Source organism: Kocuria nitroreducens (assembly GCF_042879195.1).
Classification (GTDB): domain Bacteria; phylum Actinomycetota; class Actinomycetes; order Actinomycetales; family Micrococcaceae; genus Kocuria; species Kocuria nitroreducens.
Window position 1 is genome coordinate 81,599 of sequence record NZ_JBHZTC010000005.1, and the last position, 18,322, is coordinate 99,920.

An 18,322-nucleotide genomic window follows, 5' to 3' on the forward strand; every position below is an offset into this window, starting at 1 on the left:
GGCCGGGTCAGCGCCGGTCGCGGTCGCGCCCCGTGAAGGGGAACTCCTCGCGGATCCGCCAGACGCCTCGGCCGTCGAGCTCGTAGAGGCCGAGCCGGTCCACGAGGAACCCGGCGCGGTAGGTCCGCAGCATCTCCTGGGCGCGGTCGAGGTCCTCCTCCTCCACGGCCTGGGCGATGGTGACGTGGGGGTGGAAGTCGAAGGGGGACGCCGAGACGAGTTGCTCCTCGTGCAGGGCCTCGTGCAGCGCCCGGCACTGCTCCTCGCCCTCCTGGATGCGCAGGTAGACCACCGGGCTCACGGGGCGGAACGTGCCGGTGCCGTTGATCTCCACCCGGAACGGCTCCCACTCGCGGGCCACGGAGCCCACCCGCAGCACGACGTCCGCCCAGGGCTCCGCCCGCGGGGCGATCATCAGCGTGATGTGCGCCGGCACGGCGTAGGAGGCGGGGTCCCCGAAGGACGCGCGCCAGTCCTGCAGCTCCCGGCCCACGGGCTCGGGCAACTCGATCACCACGCCCGCGTACACCTGGCCGGGGCGGATGGTGGGGGACTGCTGCGTACGGGTCAACTCAACTCCTCACAGGACGGGACCCAGCCTAGCCCAGCCCTCCCGGCCCGCCCAGGCGCGGCAGGAAGCCCATCCGGTCGTAGACCCCCGCCAGGGTCCGGACGGTGATCTCCCGGCCCTTCTCGGCGCCCCGGGCGAGGAGGCGGTCCAGTTCCGCGGGGTCGTCCAGCAGCTCCTGGGCGCGCGCCTGGATGGGGTCCAGCGTCTCGGTGACCACCTCGGCCAGCCCCACCTTGAGGTGGCCGTAGAGCTTCCCCTCGTACTCCCCCACGACGTCGGCCACGGACCGGCCCGTGAGCGCCGAGTACACGGTCAGGAGATTGGCGATGCCCGGTTTGGCCTCGCGGTCGAAGCGGATCTCGGTGCCGTCGTCGGTGACCGCCGACTTGATCTTCTTCGCGTTCTTCTTGGCCGGGTCGAGGAGCCGGACCAGCCCGTTCTCCGACGCGGCGGACTTGGACATCTTGGCGGTGGGGTTCTGCAGGTCGTAGATCTTGGCGGACTCGGTGAGGATCTTCGCGTCCGGCACCACGAACGTGTCCCCGAAGCGGGCGTTGAACCGCTGGGCGAGGTTGCGGGTCAGCTCCAGGTGCTGGCGCTGGTCCTCCCCCACGGGGACCTGGTGCGCCTGGTAGATCAGGATGTCCGCCGCCATGAGCACCGGGTAGGCGAACAGGCCGACCGTGGCGTTGTCGGCGCCCTGCTTGGCGGACTTGTCCTTGAACTGCGTCATCCGGGACGCCTCGCCGAAGCCCGTGATGCAGTTGAGCGCCCAGGCGAGCTGGGCGTGCTCGGGCACGTGGGACTGCACCAGCAGGGTGGAGCGCTCCGGGTCGATGCCCGCGGCGATGTACTGGGCCGCCGTGACGCGGGTCCGGTGGGCCAGGGCGGCCGGGTCCTGCTCGGCGGTGATGGCGTGCAGATCGGCGACGAAGAACACGCACTCGTTGTCGTCCTGCAGGTCGACCCAGTTGCGCACGGCCCCCACGTAGTTGCCCAGGTGCAGGGAGTCCGCCGAGGGCTGCACCCCCGAGACGACACGGGGCCTCCCGGGGTCGGTGGGGACGTCGAACGGTACGGGCTCAGAGGTCACGGTGCGGGGTCCTTCGATCGGGCGTGCGCGGGTGGGGCGCGGTGCGGGAACGGGTCAGAGCTGGTAGTCGACCACCACGGGCGCGTGGTCGGAGAAGCGGGTGTCGTAGCTGGGGGCACGGTCCACGACGGCGGTCACGGCCCGGGCCGCGAGCCCCGGAGTGGCCAGGTGGTAGTCGATGCGCCACCCGGCGTCGGTGTCGAACGCCTTGCCTCGGTAGGACCACCACGTGTACGGCCCCGGGACCGGTCCGGCCAGCTCCCGGGCCACGTCCTTGTAGCCGTGCTCGCCGAAGAAGCGGTCGAAGTAGGCGCGCTCCTCGGGCAGGAAGCCGGCGTTCTTGACGTTGCCCTTCCAGTTCTTGATGTCGAGCTCGGTGTGCCCCACGTTGAGGTCGCCGACGACGAGGACGTGCTCCCGGGTGCGGGCGAGCTCGGGCAGCCGCTCGGTCATGACGTCGAGGAAGCGGTACTTGTCGTCCTGGCGGGGGGTGCCGACCTCCCCGGAGTGGACGTAGGCCGAGACCACGGTCAGCGTGGTGCCGTCGGCCAGGGCGTGGTCGGTCTCGGCCCACCGGCCCGAGGTCTCGAAGTGCTCGTGGCCGATGGAGCCGCGCCGCTGCGTGGGCAGCAGCGACCCGCCCCGGACGTCGCGGCGCGTGGCCACGGCCACGCCGGCCCGGCCCTTGTCGGCCGCCTCGGCGTGGTGGACGTCCCACACCTGCTCGTCGAGCAGGTCCCGGACGATCCTGTCGGGGGCCCGGACCTCCTGCAGGCACAGGATGTCGACGTCGCGGCCCGTCAGCCAGTCGGCCATGCCGCGCTTGTAGGCGGCGCGGATGCCGTTGACGTTGACGGTGGCGACGCGCAGGACGTTCTCGGGGCGGGGCATGCGGGGGCACCTGACTTCCGGGTGGTGGCGAACGGGGGGGCAGTTCTTGCGGGGAGAGGGGGGTGGGGGTCAGTCGACCACGGTGCCGCTGAGGGGGTCCTGGCGCAGCATGCTCATCCCGTTGCCCGCCGTGATGTCGATGGTGTCGAGGGCGCGGTCCAGCGCCTCGCGCTCGAGGCCCTCGACGGGCAGCGCGGCGAGCTCCTGCTTGATCACCTTGGACTGCACCAGGACGATCTGGAAGCTGTGCGAGAGCTTCTCGTCCCGCATGGAGTCCGCGGCGCCGGAGCGGGTGGCGGCGGGGGCGCGGCCGGATCCGGTGCGCAGCTGCTCCCGGGCCTCGTCGACCTGCCGGCGGCCGAACCGGGCGGCCTTGCGGACCATGAGCACCACCCAGGTGGCGAGCAGCAGCCAGCCGAGGGCGATGCCGGCGAGCGCCCAGCCCAGCCACGAGTTGGCGTTCGCGGCCTGCAGCAGCGCCACCACGAAGATGACCACGAGCACGGCCAGTCCGATGACCGTGCCCCAGAGTGCGGTCCGGCTGCCGGGCTCGGCGGCCGGCGAGGTGGACGGAGTGGAGGATCCGAGGGAGCGCATGGTCCCCATTGTCTCAAATCCGGGCCCGGGCCACGAACCGGCGCGGGCGCCCTCCCGCTCGGGTGCCGGGAACGGCCACGCCCCCGGGAGCGATGGCTCCCGGGGGCGTGGCGCGGTGGACGGTGCTCAGCGGAGGCCGGCGTGCCGCTCGGCGGTCTCCACCACGTTGAGCAGCAGCATGGCCCGGGTCATGGGTCCGACCCCGCCGGGGTTCGGCGACATCCAGGAGGCCTTCTGCGCGGCGGCCGGGTCGATGTCGCCGGTGAGCTTCCTCTTCCCCGTCCCGGGGTCCTCCACGCGGGAGACCCCGACGTCGAGGAGCACGACCCCGTCCTTGAGGCGGTCGGCGGTGATCATGTGCGGTCGCCCGGCGGCGGCCACGACGACGTCGGCCTGGGCCAGCAGGTCGTCGAGGTTCTGCGTGCCGGTGTGGGCGAGGGTGACCGTGGCGTTGATCTCCTTGCGGGTCAGCAGCAGCCCGATCGGCCGTCCGACGGTCACGCCGCGGCCCACGACGAGCACGTGCCGGCCCGCGAGGTCGACGTCGTGCCGGCGCAGCAGCTCGATCACCCCGTTCGGCGTGCACGGCAGCGGGGAGGCCATGGGCTGGGAGACGTTGAGCACCAGGCGGCCGAGGTTCGTCGGGTGCAGCCCGTCGGCGTCCTTGTCCGGATCGACGCGCTCGAGGATCGCGTTGGTGTCGATGTGGTCGGGCAGCGGGAGCTGGACGATGTAGCCGGTGCACGCGGGGTCCGCGTTGAGCTCGTCGAGGACGCGCTCGAGCTCCTCCTGGGAGACGTCCGCGGGCAGGTCGCGGCGGATCGAGGAGATGCCGACCTCGGCGCAGTCCTGGTGCTTGCCGCCCACGTAGGAGTGCGAGGCGGGGTCTCCGCCCACCAGCACCGTGCCGAGACCGGGAGTGATCCCCCGCTCCGCCAGCACGGCGACGCGCTCGGCGAGCTCGGCCTTGATCGTCGCGGAGGCCGCCCGTCCGTCGAGGACCCGCGCGGCCATGCTCACCACCCCTCGAGGCCGTCGTAGAGCGGGAAGTCCGCGGCCAGCTGGTCCACGCGGGCCCGCAGGGCGGGGATGGCCGCCCCGGGCTTGAGGGCGGTGGCGATGATCTCCGCGACCTCCTCGAACTGGGGGGCGCCGAAGCCCCGGGTGGCCAGGGCGGGGGTGCCGATCCGCAGCCCGGAGGTGACCATCGGCGGCCGCGGGTCCCACGGCACGGCGTTGCGGTTGACGGTGATCCCGGCCTGGTGCAGGAGGTCCTCGGCCTGCTTGCCGTCCAGCTCGGAGTCGCGCAGGTCCACCAGGACCAGGTGCACGTCGGTGCCCCCGGTCAGCACGGACACCCCGGCCCGGGCGACGTCGGCGGCGCCGATCCGCTCGGCGAGGATGCGGGCACCCTCGACCGTGCGCTCCTGGCGGGCGCGGAACTCCTCGGTGGCCGCGATCTTGAAGGCCACGGCCTTGCCCGCGATGGCGTGCATCAGCGGTCCGCCCTGCTGGCCCGGGAAGACGGCGGAGTCGATCTTCTTCTTGAGCTCGCCCGTGGTCAGGATCACCCCGGAGCGGGGTCCCGCGAGCGTCTTGTGCACGGTGGAGGTCACCACGTGGGCGTGGGGCACGGGGTTGGCGTGCAGGCCGGCGGCGACCAGGCCCGCGAAGTGGGCCATGTCCACCCACAGCTTCGCCCCGACCTCGTCGGCGACCGAGCGGAACGCCTCGAAGTCCAGCTCCCGCGAGTACGCGGACCAGCCGGCCACGATGACCTGCGGTCGCTCGGCGAGAGCCTGCTCCCGCACCTTGTCCATGTCGATGGTGTAGGTGTCGGGGTCGACCTCGTAGGCGGCGATCTCGTAGAGCTTGCCGGAGACGTTGAGCTTCATCCCGTGCGTGAGGTGACCGCCGTGGGCCAGGGAGAGCCCCATCAGCTTGTCGCCGGGGGTCATGAGCGCCTGCATGACCGCCGTGTTGGCCTGGGCGCCGGAGTGCGGCTGGACGTTGGCGTGCTCGGCGCCGAACAGGGCCGTGGCACGGTCCCGGGCGAGGTTCTCGGCGACGTCGACGAACTCACAGCCGCCGTAGTAGCGGCGCCCGGGATATCCCTCGGCGTACTTGTTCGTCAGCACGGAGCCCTGCGCCTCGAGGACCGCCCGGGGCGCGAAGTTCTCCGAGGCGATCATCTCGAGGGTGCCGCGCTGGCGGCCGAGCTCGTCGGCGATGGCCGCCGCGATCTCCGGATCGACCTCGGCGAGGGGCTGGTTGGTGACGGACGGGGACGTGCTCGTGGACATGCCGCTCCTGAAGTCGGGGACCTGGGTGGACCGTCTACGAGTTTAGGCGATGGTGCAGGACCCGGTCCCGCCCGGCGTGCGCGGCCCGGCCGACGACCCGTTCGAGGGGTCCCTGGCCCCGGGCCCGGTGCCAGAGGACGGCGAAGGCGGTGCCCACCAGGACGTGCACCAGGAACCACAGCACCGGCTGCTCGTAGTGCACCTCGGGGAAGAGGCCGAGCAGGTGCGCCGAGTACAGGGTGAGGGTCATGGAGCCTGCTGCGACCAGCGGCAGCAGCACGGGCTCGGCCCGGCGGGCCACGAGGAGGCACAGGCCCAGCACGAGGGCGCCGGTGCCCACCCCGCTCAGCAGGGCGAGCGGAGTGTTGGTGTGCGGCCCGGTCACGGCCAGCCACCACCAGGTGGAGGAGGGCAGGACGGGGTCCGGCCCGTACACGAGGACGTCCTGGACGTCCTCCCGGCCCAGGGAGGGGCTCGCGGCGAGCAGCCGCTCGATGCCGCCGAGGGGGTGCAGCAGGAGCCAGGAGGTGACGGCGGACGCCGCCGCGAGCGCGGCCCCGCCGATCACCAGGCCGGCCTGCGTGCGCGCGGCCGAGAGGTCCAGCCGCCCCAGGGCCAGGCCCGCGAGGAGGTAGACGAGGTAGGTCACCCCGGGGTACGAACCGGTCACGAGGAGCTGGGCGAGGGTGGTGCCCGGGTCGGTGACGACCTCGGCGACGCCGGGGTTGTAGACGCCGAACCCGGGCAGGACGGGGCCGAGCACGTGCACCAGCACGGGTCCGAGCACGGCGAGGCCCGCGGCCCAGACGATCAGCGCACGCGCCGGCAGGTGCAGGAAGGGCAGGGCGAGCAGGAAGAACACGCCGTAGTAGACCAGGATGTTGTAGGCGGGCGGGTCGCCCGGCGAGAGCTGGTTGATCAGCAGCCCCAGCACGGTGATGAGCACCGCCCGCACGAGCAGCCCCGTGCGGTCGGCGGTCATCCGGCGCCCCTCGTGCACGCGGGTCCCGCCCGAGCCGAGGGCCAGCCCCACGCCGGCGAGGAGGGCGAACAGGGCGGCGGCCCGTCCGGAGAACAGCGTCCACTGGGCGGTGGCCTCGAAGGTCTCCGGGTCCCAGGCCGGCAGGATGTGCACGGAGACCATGCCGAGCAGGGCGAGGCCGCGGGCCGCGTCGATCCCGACCAGGCGCCGGCGGGCGCGCGGCGCGGCGGAGGCCTCCGCGGACCGGGCCTCCCCGAGCGGGTGGTGGGTGTGCAGCATGACGGTGGTTCCCCTCTCGTGGCGCTCCGGCGGGCCCCTGCCCGACCGGCCCGGGCCCAGGGGCCCGGTCATGGATCCACTCCAGCAGACGGGGATGTGGCACCCTTATCGGCTTCCTGTGCCGGGGCTGTGAAGTGCGTCCGCAAACGGTCCGTGCACGATCCAGGGGCGGGTGCGGGCGCTACGCTGAGGACGGTCCGAGGACGCCGGCGCCGCCGGTGCGGACCAGGAGGGAGCCAGTCGTGACCGAGCCCGTGCAGCGGCCCACCGCAGTGGACCTCCCGCGCCTGCGGCACCCCGACGGCGCTCCGGTGCGCGCCCTCGTCGTCGACGACGAGCCGCTGCTGGCCCAGATGGTCTCCATGGGGCTGTCGATGCTGGGCTGGCAGGTGCGCTCCGCCCACGACGGGGACGCCGCGGTGGCCGAGGCCCGCGGCTTCCGGCCCGACGTCCTGGTGCTGGACGTCATGCTCCCGGGGGGCTCGGGGGTGGAGGTGCTCGAGCGGGTCCGCTCCTTCTCCCCCACCGTCCCGGCCCTGTTCCTCACCGCGAAGGACAGCACCGAGGACCGCATCACCGGTCTCGCGGCGGGCGGGGACGACTACGTGACCAAGCCGTTCGACATGGAGGAGCTGCTGCTGCGGCTGCACCGCCTGGTGCAGCGCGCGGGCATCGCCCACCCGGACTCGGCGGAGCTGGTCGTGGGCGACCTCGTGCTCAACGCGGACACCCGGGAGGTCCGCCGCGGCGGCGGCGAGATCGCACTGACGGCCACCCAGTTCGACCTGCTGCGCTGCCTCATGGAGAACGCGCGCCGGGTGCTCAGCAAGCCGCAGCTCCTCGAGCAGGTCTGGGGCTACGACTTCGGCGGCCAGACCAACGTCGTGGAACTCTACATCTCCTACCTGCGCAAGAAGATCGACGCCGGCCGCCCGCCCATGATCCACACCGTGCGCGGCGCCGGCTACGTGCTCAAACCGGCCGAGTGAGCTCCCGCCGAGGAACTGTCGTGCCATGAGCGGCGTCCGATGAGCACCGTCCGATGAGCAGCGTCCGATGAGCACGGGGGGAACCGGGCCGCGGCGCCGGCCGCGGGGCACCGGCCGGGCGCTGCAGCTGCGCACGAAACTGCTGCTGACGGTCCTGGCGCTGCTGACCGTCGCGTGCGCCGCCGTGGGCGCCCTGGGTGTCGCGGTCCTCAACGTGTCCCTGGGCGAGCAGCTGGACCGTCAGGTCCGGGACGCCTCCTTCCGCACGATCGAGTACGGGGTCCGGGCCGCCGCCGGGCCCTCGGAGGAGCTCGAGGCCATGATGGACGTCCCCGCACAGGGCGCCGGCACCCTCAACGCCCGGATCATCGCCGACGAGGTGGTCCGCGCCGGGCTCTTCGCGCCCGACGGGACACGGCAGCAGCTGACGGACGCGGACCGGCAGCGGATCGAGGAGCTCGTGACGGCGCTCGGCGCGGAGTCGGACGAGGTCGGCGGCCGGCAGTGGGGCCCCGTGGACGTGCAGCTGTCCGTGGGCGGCTACCGCGTGCTGGTGGTCGACGACCCGTGGGACTGGGGGCTCGTGCTGACCGGTCTGCCGCTGGCGGACAAGGAGGACACCCTGCGCAGCTTCGGGGTGAGCACCGCGGCGATCTCGACCGGCGCCATCGCCGCCACGGGGCTGGTCGGGCTCGTCGTCGTCCGGCGCACCCTGCGTCCCGTGGAACGGCTCTCCGACGTGGCGACCCGCGTCTCGGAGCTCGACCTCGACCACGGGGAGGTGGCCCTGCCGGTGGGGGCCGTGGCGCCGGCGGCGCACCCGGACACGGAGGTGGGCCGGCTCGGCCACGCCTTCGGGCGGATGCTGGACAACGTCGCGCACGCCCTGACCGCCCGTCAGCGCAGCGAGACGCGCGTGCGCCGGTTCGTGGCCGACGCCAGCCACGAGTTGCGCACTCCCCTGGCCAGCATCCGCGGCTACGCGGAGCTGATCCGGCTCACGGAGCCGATGAGCACGCAGGGCCGCAGCTCCCTGTCCCGGGTGGAGTCCGAGGCGGCGCGGATGACCGCGCTCGTCGAGGACCTGCTCCTGCTCGCCCGCCTGGACGAGGGCCGCGCGGTGGTCAGCGAGGACGTGGACCTGCTCGAGCTGGTGGTCGAGACCGTCAGCGACCTCCGGGTCGCGGCGCCCGGCCACGTCTGGCGCCTCGAGCTGCCCGACGAGCCCGTGCTCGTGCGGGGCGACCCGGCCCAGCTGCGCCAGGTGCTCATCAACCTGCTCGCCAACGCCCACCAGCACACGCCCACCGGGACGACGGTCACGGCGTCGCTCGGGACGGAGGCCGGCGGCGGGCCGGAATCCGGCGGCGTGACCGTGCTCGCCGTGACCGACGACGGCCCGGGCATCGGCGCCGACTTCCTCGAGCACATCTTCTCCCGCTTCGCCCGGGAGGACCACGCCCGTGCCGGAAGCTCCCGTGGCGCGGGCCTGGGGCTCTCGATCGTGGAGGCCATCGTGCACGCGCACCACGGCCGGATCGACGTCAGCAGCGTCCCGGGCTGCACCCGCTTCGCCGTCCGCCTTCCCCTGGTGGACCACTGAGCGGACGCGGCTTGCCCCTGCGGCCCCCGGGCCGTTTAATGAGCTGGTCAGGAACCGTCGGCACGGACGGCCGTCCCCGCTCCAGTGCCAAACCGCAACGCCGCGTCCGGGGTCCGTCGCGTGCCGCGTGCTTGGGGGTTTCTCCGTGCGGTTCCGAGGGGTCGCGGAGGCCGCACCCACCTCCCGGAGGAACTCTCGTGAACGCACTGCCCACCGCCCCGTTCACCGCGTCCCTGCCCCGCATCCAGGGCGCGGACGCACCTCCGCAGGCGGTCGACCAGCTGCGCATCCCCCACGAGGCCGTGATCTTCGACATGGACGGGGTGGTCACCGACACCGCCGCCGTGCACGCGGCGGCCTGGAAGACCCTCTTCGACGCGATCCTGGCCGACGACCGGCTGGAGCCGGCCGAGGCGGGCACCACGGTGGACCGGCGGCCCTTCGACGCCGACGCCGACTACCGCCACTACGTGGACGGGAGGCGGCGCGAGGACGGGATCCGCTCCCTGCTCGCCGCCCGGGGCGCGCGCCTGCCGGAGGGGGACGAGACACCGGGGGCGTGGACGGTGCAGGGCCAGGCCGTGCTGAAGAACACCTACTTCCAGGACGCCCTGCAGGTCCAGGGCGTGCGGGTCTTCGACAAGACCGTGGCCCTCATCGAGCGGCTGCGCGCAGCCGGGGTGCCGGTGGGCCTCGTGACCGCGAGCCGCAACAGCGTCCCCGTGCTGGCGGCGGCCGGGCTGCAGGACTCCTTCGACATCATCGTGGACGGCCACTTCGCCGCCGAGCACGGGCTGCCCGGCAAGCCGGCGCCCGACACCTTCCTGACCTGCGCGAAGATGCTCGGGGTGAAGCCGGCCCGGTCCGCGGTGGTGGAGGACGCCGTGTCCGGGGTGCAGGCCGCGTCCGCCGGCGGCTTCGGCATGGTGGTGGGGATCCGCCGCCACGGCGAGCGCAAGGACCTGTACCGGGCGGGGGCCACGTTCGTGCTCAACGACGTCGGCGAGCTCGACCTCGGCGCCCGCCGCGACGACCCCTGGAAGCTGGTCTTCGAGGGTTTCGACCCGGCCACCGAGGCCCGGCGGGAGACCCTGCTGACGCTCGCGAACGGCTACATGGGCGTGCGCGGGTCCGCCTGCGAGTTCCCCGACAACGGGGTGCACTACCCCGGCAACTACCTGGCCGGCATCTTCAACCGGGTGGTGAGCCACCTGAGCGGCCGCGACGTCGAGCACGAGTCCATGGTCAACGCCCCCAACTGGACTCACCTGGACCTGCGGGTCTCCGGTGGCGACTGGTGGTCGGAGGGCGGGCTGCGCCCGTCCGACGAGCGGATCGAGCTCGACCTGCGCCGCGGCCTGCTCATCCGCTCCCTCACGCTCACCGACCTCAACGGCGACCGGGGCGAGGACGGGGCCCGCGCCCGGCTGGAGATCGTCCAGCGCCGGCTCGTGTCGCTGCGCTTCCGCCACCTGGGGGCGCAGGAGACCACGGTGACGGCCCGGGGGTTCTCCGGACGGCTGCACCTGCGCACGGGCATCGACCCCAGCGTGCGCAACAACGGGGTCGCGGAGTACCAGGACCTCAACGACCACCACCTCGTGGACCTCGAGTCGACGTCCCTGCCCGACGACCACGAGACCCTGCTCTCCCACGTGCGCACCACCCAGTCCAAGATCGAGATCACCACGGCCCAGCGCACCACCATCGAGGGCGGCCAGAACGTCCGGGAGCGCCGCGAGATCCGCCCCGGCGGCACCGAGTTCCGCCGCCTCCAGGTCAACATCGCCGACGGCCGCCCCGTGATCATCGACTCGACCACGGCGGTGGTCACGAGCCGCGACGCGGCGATCGGCTCGCCCCGTGAGGGCGCCCTTGCGGAGCTGGACCGCAACCCCAGCGGCGTCCGGGGCCTGCTGCCCTCGCACGAGATCGAGTGGTCCCTGCTGTGGGACCGCTTCGACGTGGACGTGTGCCCGAACCCGGAGGAGCGCACCGGGGAGCTGTCCCTGACCCAGCTGGCGCTGCGGGTGCACCTGTTCCACGTGGCCCAGACCCTGGCGCCGCACATGTCGCTGCGCGACGCCGGCGTCCCGGCCCGCGGCCTGCACGGCGAGGGCTACCGGGGGCACATCTTCTGGGACGAGCTCTACATCCTCCCGGTCGTCAACCTGCACCAGCCGCAGGTGACGCGCGCGCTGCTCTCCTACCGGTGGCGGCGGCTGGCCATGGCGAAGCACCGGGCCACCGAGTTCGGGCTCGAGGGCGCGGCGTTCCCTTGGCAGTCCGGCTCGGACGGCCGGGAGGAGACCCCGCCGGAGCTGTTCAACCACCACTCCAACCGGTGGCTGCCGGACAACTCGTGGCGGCAGTTCCACGTGGGCCTCGCGATCGCCTACAACGCCTGGATCTACTACGAGACCACCGGTGACCTCGACTGGCTGGCGGGGCAGGGCTCGGAGCTGATCATCGGGATCACCCGCCTGTTCGCGTCCCTCACCGACTACGATCCCGCGGACGGCCGCTACCACATCGCCGGCGTCATGGGCCCGGACGAGTACCACGACGGCCCGCGCGGCCAGCACGGCGGCGGCCTGAAGGACAACGCCTACACGAACGTGCTCGCGGCCTGGCTGTTCCGGCACAGCGCCCACATCTTCCACGACATGGTGGAGCACCAGCGCGAGGAGCTCTCCGCCCGCTTCGACCTCTCCGCCGAGGAGGTCGGGACCTGGCAGCAGATGGCCGAGCGGATGTTCGTTCCGTTCAACACGGACGGCACCATCAGCCAGTTCCACGGCTACGACGACCTCGACGAGCTGGACTGGGAGTACTACCGGACCAAGTACCGCAACATCGGCCGCCTCGACCTCCTGCTGGAGAACGAGGGCGACATGACCAACAACTACAAGCTGGCCAAGCAGGCCGACACGATCATGCTGGTCTACCTCTTCGGCCCCGACGGCCTGGTCGAGGAGCTCGGCCGGATGGGCTACGAGGTGGACCACGCCGCCATCGAGCGCACCGTCGACTTCTACATCGCACGGTCCTCGCACGGCTCCTCCCTGTCCCGCGTGGTCAACGCCTCGGTGCTCGCCTGGCTGAACCCGGACCGTTCGTGGTCCTCGTTCCAGGACTCCCTGCTCGTGGACCTCGACGACACCCAGGGCGGGACCACGGGCGAGGGCATCCACCTGGGCGCCATGGCCGGTTCCGTCGACGTCGTGACCCGCGCCTACGCCGGGCTGCGCGTGCGGGGCGGATGGCTCGAGTTCGACCCGGCCCTGCCGACCCAGCTGGAGACGGTCACGTTCACCGTGCTGTACCGCGGGCAGGTGATCCGGGTCTGCATCGACCACCACGTCCTGGAGCTCGAGGGCGCCTCCCGCCGCGCGGACGACGTCACGATCCACGTGCACGGCGCGGAGTACGTGCTCAAGGGCGGCCAGACGATCCGCGTGGCCATCCAGCACCGGCACCAGCGCGCCCCGCGGCCGGCCGTCACGCGGCAGGGCGTCTGAGCCGCGGGCCGTGGGGCCGTCGCTAGGCTGGGCGCATGGCACACTCCACGACGCACGGCCTGGTCCTCCCGCACGCGGGGCACGCGCCCCGGGTCGACTCCTCCGCCTTCGTGGCCCCGACCGCAGCGGTCGTGGGCGACGTCGAGCTGGGACCGGAGTCCGGGGTCTTCTACGGCGCCGCGGTGCGCGGGGACCGCTCCCCCGTGCGGCTGGGCGCGCGGTCCAACCTGCAGGACAACGTGGTGGTCCACTCCGACCCCGGCCACCCCTGCACGATCGGCGCGGACGTGAGCGTCGGCCACGGCGCCGTGGTGCACGGGTGCAGCGTGGAGGACGAGGTCCTGGTCGGGATGAACGCGACCGTCCTCAACGGCGCGGTGATCGGCACGGGCTCGCTCGTGGCCGCGGGCGCCGTCGTCCTCGAGGGCACGGTGGTGCCGCCCCGGTCCCTGGTGGCCGGGGTGCCGGCGAAGGTCCGGCGCGAGCTCACGGACGAGGAGCAGGAGAAGGTCCGCGCCAACGCCCGGACCTACGTGCAGCTCTCCGCCGAGCACCGCCTGCTCAACGCCTGACCCCGGCCCGGCGGCCCGTTCCTGCGGCCGTCACTGCGCCGCGCGGGTGCGCGCGTAGTCCCGGCCGTCACTGCGCCGCGAGGGTGCGCGCGTAGTCCAGGTACGCGCCGTGGTCGAAGCCGGGCAGCAGGCACGACTGGACCACCCAGCCCTGCAGCACCGAGAGGATGGCCTGGGCGAACATCCCGGCCCACTGGCGGGCCGCCTCGGCGTCGAGCCCCAGCTCGTCGACCGCCCACCGCCCGTAGCGCTCCTCGACCCGGTCCCGCATGCGCCCCAGGTGCTCGCCCGCCAGCGCGGCCAGACCGGGGTCGCTCACCGCTCCGCCCCAGGTGATGAGCAGCAGGCGGGTGGTGGCAGGGTCCGCGGCCAGCCGCTCCAGCAGTCCCACGACCCACGCCGCGGGATCGGCGCCGGGCTCGTTCTCCGCGGCCGCCAGCACCCGGTCCAGGGCCGCGCGGGCGGCCGCGGCCACGAGCTCCTGCTTGCTCGGGAAGTGGTTGTACAGCGCTCCCGCGGACAGCCCCGTGGCGGCGATGATCCGGTGCATCGACGCCCCCTCGTAGCCGTGCTCGAGGAAGCACGCGCTGGCGGCGGCCACGATCTCGCGGCGGCGCTCGTCCTTGTACTGTTGGCTCACCCGGGGCACGCGCCCAGCCTACGCCACGAACGGTCGTTCGATCAGTGCGGTCGGGCGGAACCGCGGACGACGGACGGCGTGGCAGAATGCGCCCATGCCTGCCCAGACCCTCAGCCCGTTCGTCGACGCCTCCCTCGACGCCGCCCACCTGGACGCCCCCGGCACCGCCACCGGCCGCACGCTCGGGTGGGGCGTGGTCAGCACCGCCGACGTCGCGGAGAAGGTGGTGCCGGACATCGCGGCGCTGCCCGACGCCCGGCTCGTGGCCGTGAGCTCGCGGGTCCAGGACCGCGCCGAGGACTTCGCCCGCCGGCACGGGGTGGAACGGGCCTACGGCAGCACCGCCACGAGCACGGGCCTGGACCGTCTCGCGGCCGACCCGGACGTGGAGATCGTCTACGTGGCCACCCCGCACGGCTACCACCACCGGGACGTGTCGGCGCTGCTGCGGGCCGGCAAGCACGTGGTGTGCGAGAAGGCCCTCGCCATGACCGCGGCGGAGGTCCGGGACCTGCTCCGCCTCGCCCGCGAGCACGACGTCTTCCTCATGGAGGCCGTCTGGACCCGCATGACCCCCGGCTTCCGCACCGCGATGCGCTGGATCCGGGAGGGCAGGCTCGGCCGCGTGCGCTCGGTCGACGGATCCATCGGTACGCACCGGCCCCTGGATCCGGCCCACCGTCTGTTCCGCAGGGCCGACGGCGGCGGGGTGCTGCTCGACATGATGGTCTATCCCCTGACGTGGACGTCCGCGGTCCTGGGGGCGCCGGAGCGCTGGAGCGCCCGCGCCGAGCTCGGCGCCACGGACGTGGACCTGGACACCGCCCTGACCCTGGACTTCGGGCACGGCCGGGCCCACGTCAGCGGCACCCTGTCCTCCACCGTCCCTCACCAGGTGACGATCAGCGGCACGGACGGCTGGCTGCGCGTGGAGGGACGGATCAACTGCCCGACCACCCTGGTGCTGCAGAGCGCCGAGGGCGCCCGCACCGGCACCGCCCCCATCGTGGAGCGCGTGGACGTGGCGGGCGCCGGATACGTCTTCGAGATGCGCGAGGCCACGCGCTGCGTGCAGCAGGGCCTGCTCGAGTCCCCCGTGATGCCGTGGGCCGACTCCCTCGAGCTCGTCGAGCTCTTCGACCGGGTGCGGGAGCGGATCGGCGTGCGGTACCCCCACGACGCCCGCTGAGGGGCGGTTCGCCCTGGGCGATGCGGGCCCGTACCCGTTGAAGACCATGGAACGCAGGATTATCATGGGTGACAGTTGAGTTAATCCGACTCAACTAAATGTCGAAGACATTGCTCATATGGTTGAGGAGATGATTGACGTGGCCACGATGTTCACCCCGTTCAACGATTTCGACCGACTCGCCGCCTCGCTGTTCGCCCGGCAGGGCCTGCGCGAGATGCCCATGGACCTGTACCGGGACGGCGACCAGTACATCCTCCGGGCGGACCTGCCCGGCATCGACCCCGAGAGCGTCGACGTCGACGTCGACGGCCAGCTGCTGACCATCCGGGCGGAGCGGGAGCTGCCCGAGGTGCAGGACGTCCAGTGGATCACCCGGGAGCGGCAGAGCTCCTCGTTCGTCCGCCAGCTCAACCTGGGCCAGGGCATCGACATCCAGAACATCGCCGCGAACTACGACAACGGCGTGCTGACGGTGACGATCCCCGTCACGGCGCAGGCCAAGCCGCGCAAGATCCAGGTGGTCTCCGGCCAGGGCGAGCAGCAGGCTCTGGGCGAGGGCCGGGAGGAGTCCGGCGACCGCGTGATCGGCGAGGGCGAGCTCGTCAACGGCGCCGGGGCCACGCAGTCCACCGAGGGCTGAGCCCGGACCCCCGGCACCGGCCCCGCCCGGAGCGGGACGCCTCGGCGGCGGGCCCGTTCCCCGCGGGGAACGGACCCGCCGCCGCGCCCGGGCCGTCCGCACCCTCCGGCCCGACAGCGGGCGGGGCGCCGCCTCGGGTATCTTGGCACCAGGAAGCCACACCACCGATCCGACGACATCCTGGGAGACAACCCGCACATGGCCAAGATCATCTACACCCGCACCGACGAGGCTCCCCTGCTCGCCACCTACTCGTTCAAGCCGATCATCGAGGCCTACGCCTCGACCGCCGGCGTCGAGGTGGAGACCCGCGACATCTCCCTGGCCGGCCGCATCATCGCCGCGTTCAGCGACCGGCTGCCCGAGGACCAGCGGGTGGACGACGCCCTCGCCGAGCTCGGCGAGCTGGCCAAGACGCCCGAGGCCAACATCATCAAGCTGCCCAACATCTCCGCCTCCGTCCCGCAGCTCAAGGCCGCGGTCAAGGAGCTGCAGGAGCAGGGCGTCGCCCTCCCGGACTATCCGGACGAGCCGCGCTCCGAGGAGGAGAAGGAGACCCGGGCCCGCTACGACAAGATCAAGGGCTCCGCGGTCAACCCCGTGCTGCGCGAGGGCAACTCGGACCGCCGCGCCCCGGCCTCCGTGAAGAACTACGTCCGCAAGAACCCCCACCGCATGGGCGAGTGGACGGCGGAGTCGAGGACGAACGTCGCCACGATGGGCGCCGACGACTTCCGGGACAACGAGAAGTCCGTGGTCATGACGGACGACGACGCCCTGACGGTCCGGCTGGTCGGCGAGGACGGCAGCACCACGGTCCTCAAGGAGTCCGTCCCCGTGCTGGCCGGCGAGGTCGTCGACGGCACCGTGATGCGGGCCGCCGCCCTGGACGCGTTCCTGGCGGAGCAGGTCGAGCGCGCCAAGCGGGAGGACGTCCTGCTCTCGGTGCACCTCAAGGCCACCATGATGAAGGTCTCCGACCCGATCATCTTCGGCCACGTCATCGAGGCCTTCTTCCCGGAGCTCTTCGCCGCCCACGGCGCGGACCTGGAGAAGGCGGGCCTCTCCTCCGCCAACGGGCTGGCCGCGATCGTCAACGGCCTCGACCCCCTGCCGGCCGAGGTGCGCGACGACGTGCGGGCCGCGATCGACAAGGGGCTCGCCGAGGGCCCGAAGCTCGCCATGGTGAACTCCGACAAGGGCATCACGAACCTGCACGTGCCCTCCGACGTCATCGTCGACGCGTCGATGCCGGCCATGATCCGCACCTCCGGGCACATGTGGGGCCCCGACGGCGAGGAGGCCGACACCCTCGCGGTCCTGCCGGACAGCTCCTACGCCGGGGTCTACCAGGTGGTCATCGACGACTGCCGTGCCAACGGCGCCTACGACCCGACCACCATGGGCTCGGTGCCGAACGTGGGCCTCATGGCGATGAAGGCGGAGGAGTACGGCTCCCACGACAAGACCTTCGAGATCGCCGCGAAGGGCACCGTCCAGGTCGTCGACTCCTCCGGCGCCGTGCTCATCGAGCACCAGGTCTCCCCCGGCGACATCTGGCGCGCGTGCCAGACGAAGGACGTCGCGATCCGGGACTGGGTCAAGCTCGCCGTGACCCGCGCCCGCGCCTCCGAGACGCCGGCGGTGTTCTGGCTGGACCGGACCCGCGCCCACGACACCAACCTCATCACCAAGGTCGAGCAGTACCTGACCGAGCACGACACCGAGGGCCTGCAGATCGAGATCATGTCCCCCGAGGAGGCCACCGCGTTCTCGATCCAGCGGATCCGCCGCGGCGAGGACACCATCTCGGTCACCGGCAACGTGCTGCGCGACTACCTGACGGACCTGTTCCCGATCCTCGAGCTGGGCACCTCCGCGAAGATGCTCTCGGTGGTCCCGCTCATCAACGGCGGCGGACTGTTCGAGACCGGCGCCGGCGGCTCCGCGCCGAAGCACGTCCAGCAGCTCGTCGAGGAGAACCACCTGCGCTGGGACAGCCTCGGCGAGTTCCTCGCCCTGGCCGCGAGCCTCGATCACCTCGCGACCTCGTCCGACAACGCCCGCGCCCGGATCCTCGGCGAGACCCTCGACCGGGCCACGGGCACCTTCCTCGAGGAGAACAAGTCCCCGAGCCGGAAGGCCGGCGAGATCGACAACCGCGGCAGCCACTTCTACCTGGCCCTGTACTGGGCCCAGGAACTGGCGCGCCAGGACGAGGACACCGCGCTGGCCCAGGCCTTCGCCTCCGTGGCGGAGCAGCTGGCGGCCAACGAGGACGCGATCAACGAGGAGCTGCTCTCCGTGCAGGGCCGGCCCGCCGACATCGGCGGCTACTACCGCCCGGACGACGCCAAGACGTTCTCGGTGATGCGCCCCTCGGAGACCTTCAACCGGGTGCTCTCCACGCTGCTGAGCGCGTGAGCTGAGCGCGTGAGCTGAGCGCGTG

General features: G+C 72.5%; 15 protein-coding genes. 7 read left to right on the forward strand and 8 right to left on the reverse strand.

Annotated features, from left to right (window positions below):
* Positions 1-7 precede the first annotated feature (7 nt).
* From ACFYE1_RS04595 to ACFYE1_RS04625, 7 genes are all read right to left on the reverse strand, one after another.
* Entirely contained in the window at positions 8-571 is a 564-nt protein-coding gene (locus ACFYE1_RS04595; RefSeq protein ID WP_387740436.1) for a 2'-5' RNA ligase family protein, read from the reverse strand.
* 28 nt (positions 572-599) lie between these two features.
* Positions 600-1,664, reverse strand: a complete 1,065-nt coding sequence (gene trpS / locus ACFYE1_RS04600; RefSeq protein WP_387740439.1) for a tryptophan--tRNA ligase — start codon at positions 1,662-1,664, stop codon at positions 600-602.
* A gap of 54 nt (positions 1,665-1,718) precedes the next feature.
* Positions 1,719-2,555, reverse strand: a complete 837-nt coding sequence (locus ACFYE1_RS04605; protein WP_387740442.1) for an exodeoxyribonuclease III — start codon at positions 2,553-2,555, stop codon at positions 1,719-1,721.
* Positions 2,556-2,624: 69 nt separating this feature from the next.
* Positions 2,625-3,152 (reverse strand): hypothetical protein, encoded by a 528-nt coding sequence (locus ACFYE1_RS04610; protein ID WP_387740445.1) that lies wholly within the window; start codon positions 3,150-3,152, stop codon positions 2,625-2,627.
* Positions 3,153-3,278: 126 nt separating this feature from the next.
* Complete coding sequence (locus ACFYE1_RS04615) at positions 3,279-4,166, reverse strand: bifunctional methylenetetrahydrofolate dehydrogenase/methenyltetrahydrofolate cyclohydrolase (protein WP_387740447.1); 888 nt, start codon at positions 4,164-4,166, stop codon at positions 3,279-3,281.
* Positions 4,167-4,168: 2 nt separating this feature from the next.
* Complete coding sequence (gene glyA / locus ACFYE1_RS04620; protein WP_387740450.1) at positions 4,169-5,455, reverse strand: serine hydroxymethyltransferase; 1,287 nt, start codon at positions 5,453-5,455, stop codon at positions 4,169-4,171.
* Between the two features lie 34 nt (positions 5,456-5,489).
* Positions 5,490-6,716: a heparan-alpha-glucosaminide N-acetyltransferase domain-containing protein gene (locus ACFYE1_RS04625; protein ID WP_387740453.1), complete on the reverse strand. Its 1,227-nt coding sequence runs from the start codon at positions 6,714-6,716 to the stop codon at positions 5,490-5,492.
* Between the two features lie 242 nt (positions 6,717-6,958).
* Here ACFYE1_RS04625 and ACFYE1_RS04630 point away from each other — a divergent pair, with 242 nt between their 5' ends.
* The 4 genes from ACFYE1_RS04630 to ACFYE1_RS04645 all read left to right on the forward strand — a co-directional run bounded on the left by ACFYE1_RS04630 (position 6,959) and on the right by ACFYE1_RS04645 (position 13,401).
* A complete protein-coding gene (locus tag ACFYE1_RS04630; protein WP_387740456.1) occupies positions 6,959-7,705 on the forward strand; it encodes a response regulator transcription factor in 747 nt (248 codons plus the stop codon).
* 67 nt (positions 7,706-7,772) lie between these two features.
* Complete coding sequence (locus ACFYE1_RS04635) at positions 7,773-9,308, forward strand: sensor histidine kinase (protein ID WP_387740459.1); 1,536 nt, start codon at positions 7,773-7,775, stop codon at positions 9,306-9,308.
* A gap of 197 nt (positions 9,309-9,505) precedes the next feature.
* Positions 9,506-12,829 (forward strand): beta-phosphoglucomutase family hydrolase, encoded by a 3,324-nt coding sequence (locus ACFYE1_RS04640; protein WP_387740460.1) that lies wholly within the window; start codon positions 9,506-9,508, stop codon positions 12,827-12,829.
* 35 nt (positions 12,830-12,864) lie between these two features.
* Positions 12,865-13,401, forward strand: a complete 537-nt coding sequence (locus ACFYE1_RS04645; RefSeq protein WP_387740463.1) for a gamma carbonic anhydrase family protein — start codon at positions 12,865-12,867, stop codon at positions 13,399-13,401.
* A gap of 67 nt (positions 13,402-13,468) precedes the next feature.
* Here the strand turns inward: ACFYE1_RS04645 and ACFYE1_RS04650 are convergent, their stop codons facing one another.
* The gene (locus tag ACFYE1_RS04650; protein WP_387740465.1) at positions 13,469-14,050 is read right to left on the reverse strand and encodes a TetR/AcrR family transcriptional regulator; all 582 of its coding nucleotides are present in this window, start codon (positions 14,048-14,050) and stop codon (positions 13,469-13,471) included.
* Between the two features lie 85 nt (positions 14,051-14,135).
* Between ACFYE1_RS04650 and ACFYE1_RS04655 the strand changes: the two genes are divergently transcribed.
* From ACFYE1_RS04655 to ACFYE1_RS04665, 3 genes are all read left to right on the forward strand, one after another.
* Entirely contained in the window at positions 14,136-15,230 is a 1,095-nt protein-coding gene (locus ACFYE1_RS04655) for a Gfo/Idh/MocA family protein (RefSeq protein WP_387740468.1), read from the forward strand.
* A gap of 130 nt (positions 15,231-15,360) precedes the next feature.
* Positions 15,361-15,873: an Hsp20/alpha crystallin family protein gene (locus tag ACFYE1_RS04660; protein ID WP_387740470.1), complete on the forward strand. Its 513-nt coding sequence runs from the start codon at positions 15,361-15,363 to the stop codon at positions 15,871-15,873.
* Between the two features lie 198 nt (positions 15,874-16,071).
* Positions 16,072-18,297: an NADP-dependent isocitrate dehydrogenase gene (locus ACFYE1_RS04665; RefSeq protein ID WP_387740473.1), complete on the forward strand. Its 2,226-nt coding sequence runs from the start codon at positions 16,072-16,074 to the stop codon at positions 18,295-18,297.
* The last annotated feature ends 25 nt before the right edge of the window (positions 18,298-18,322 follow it).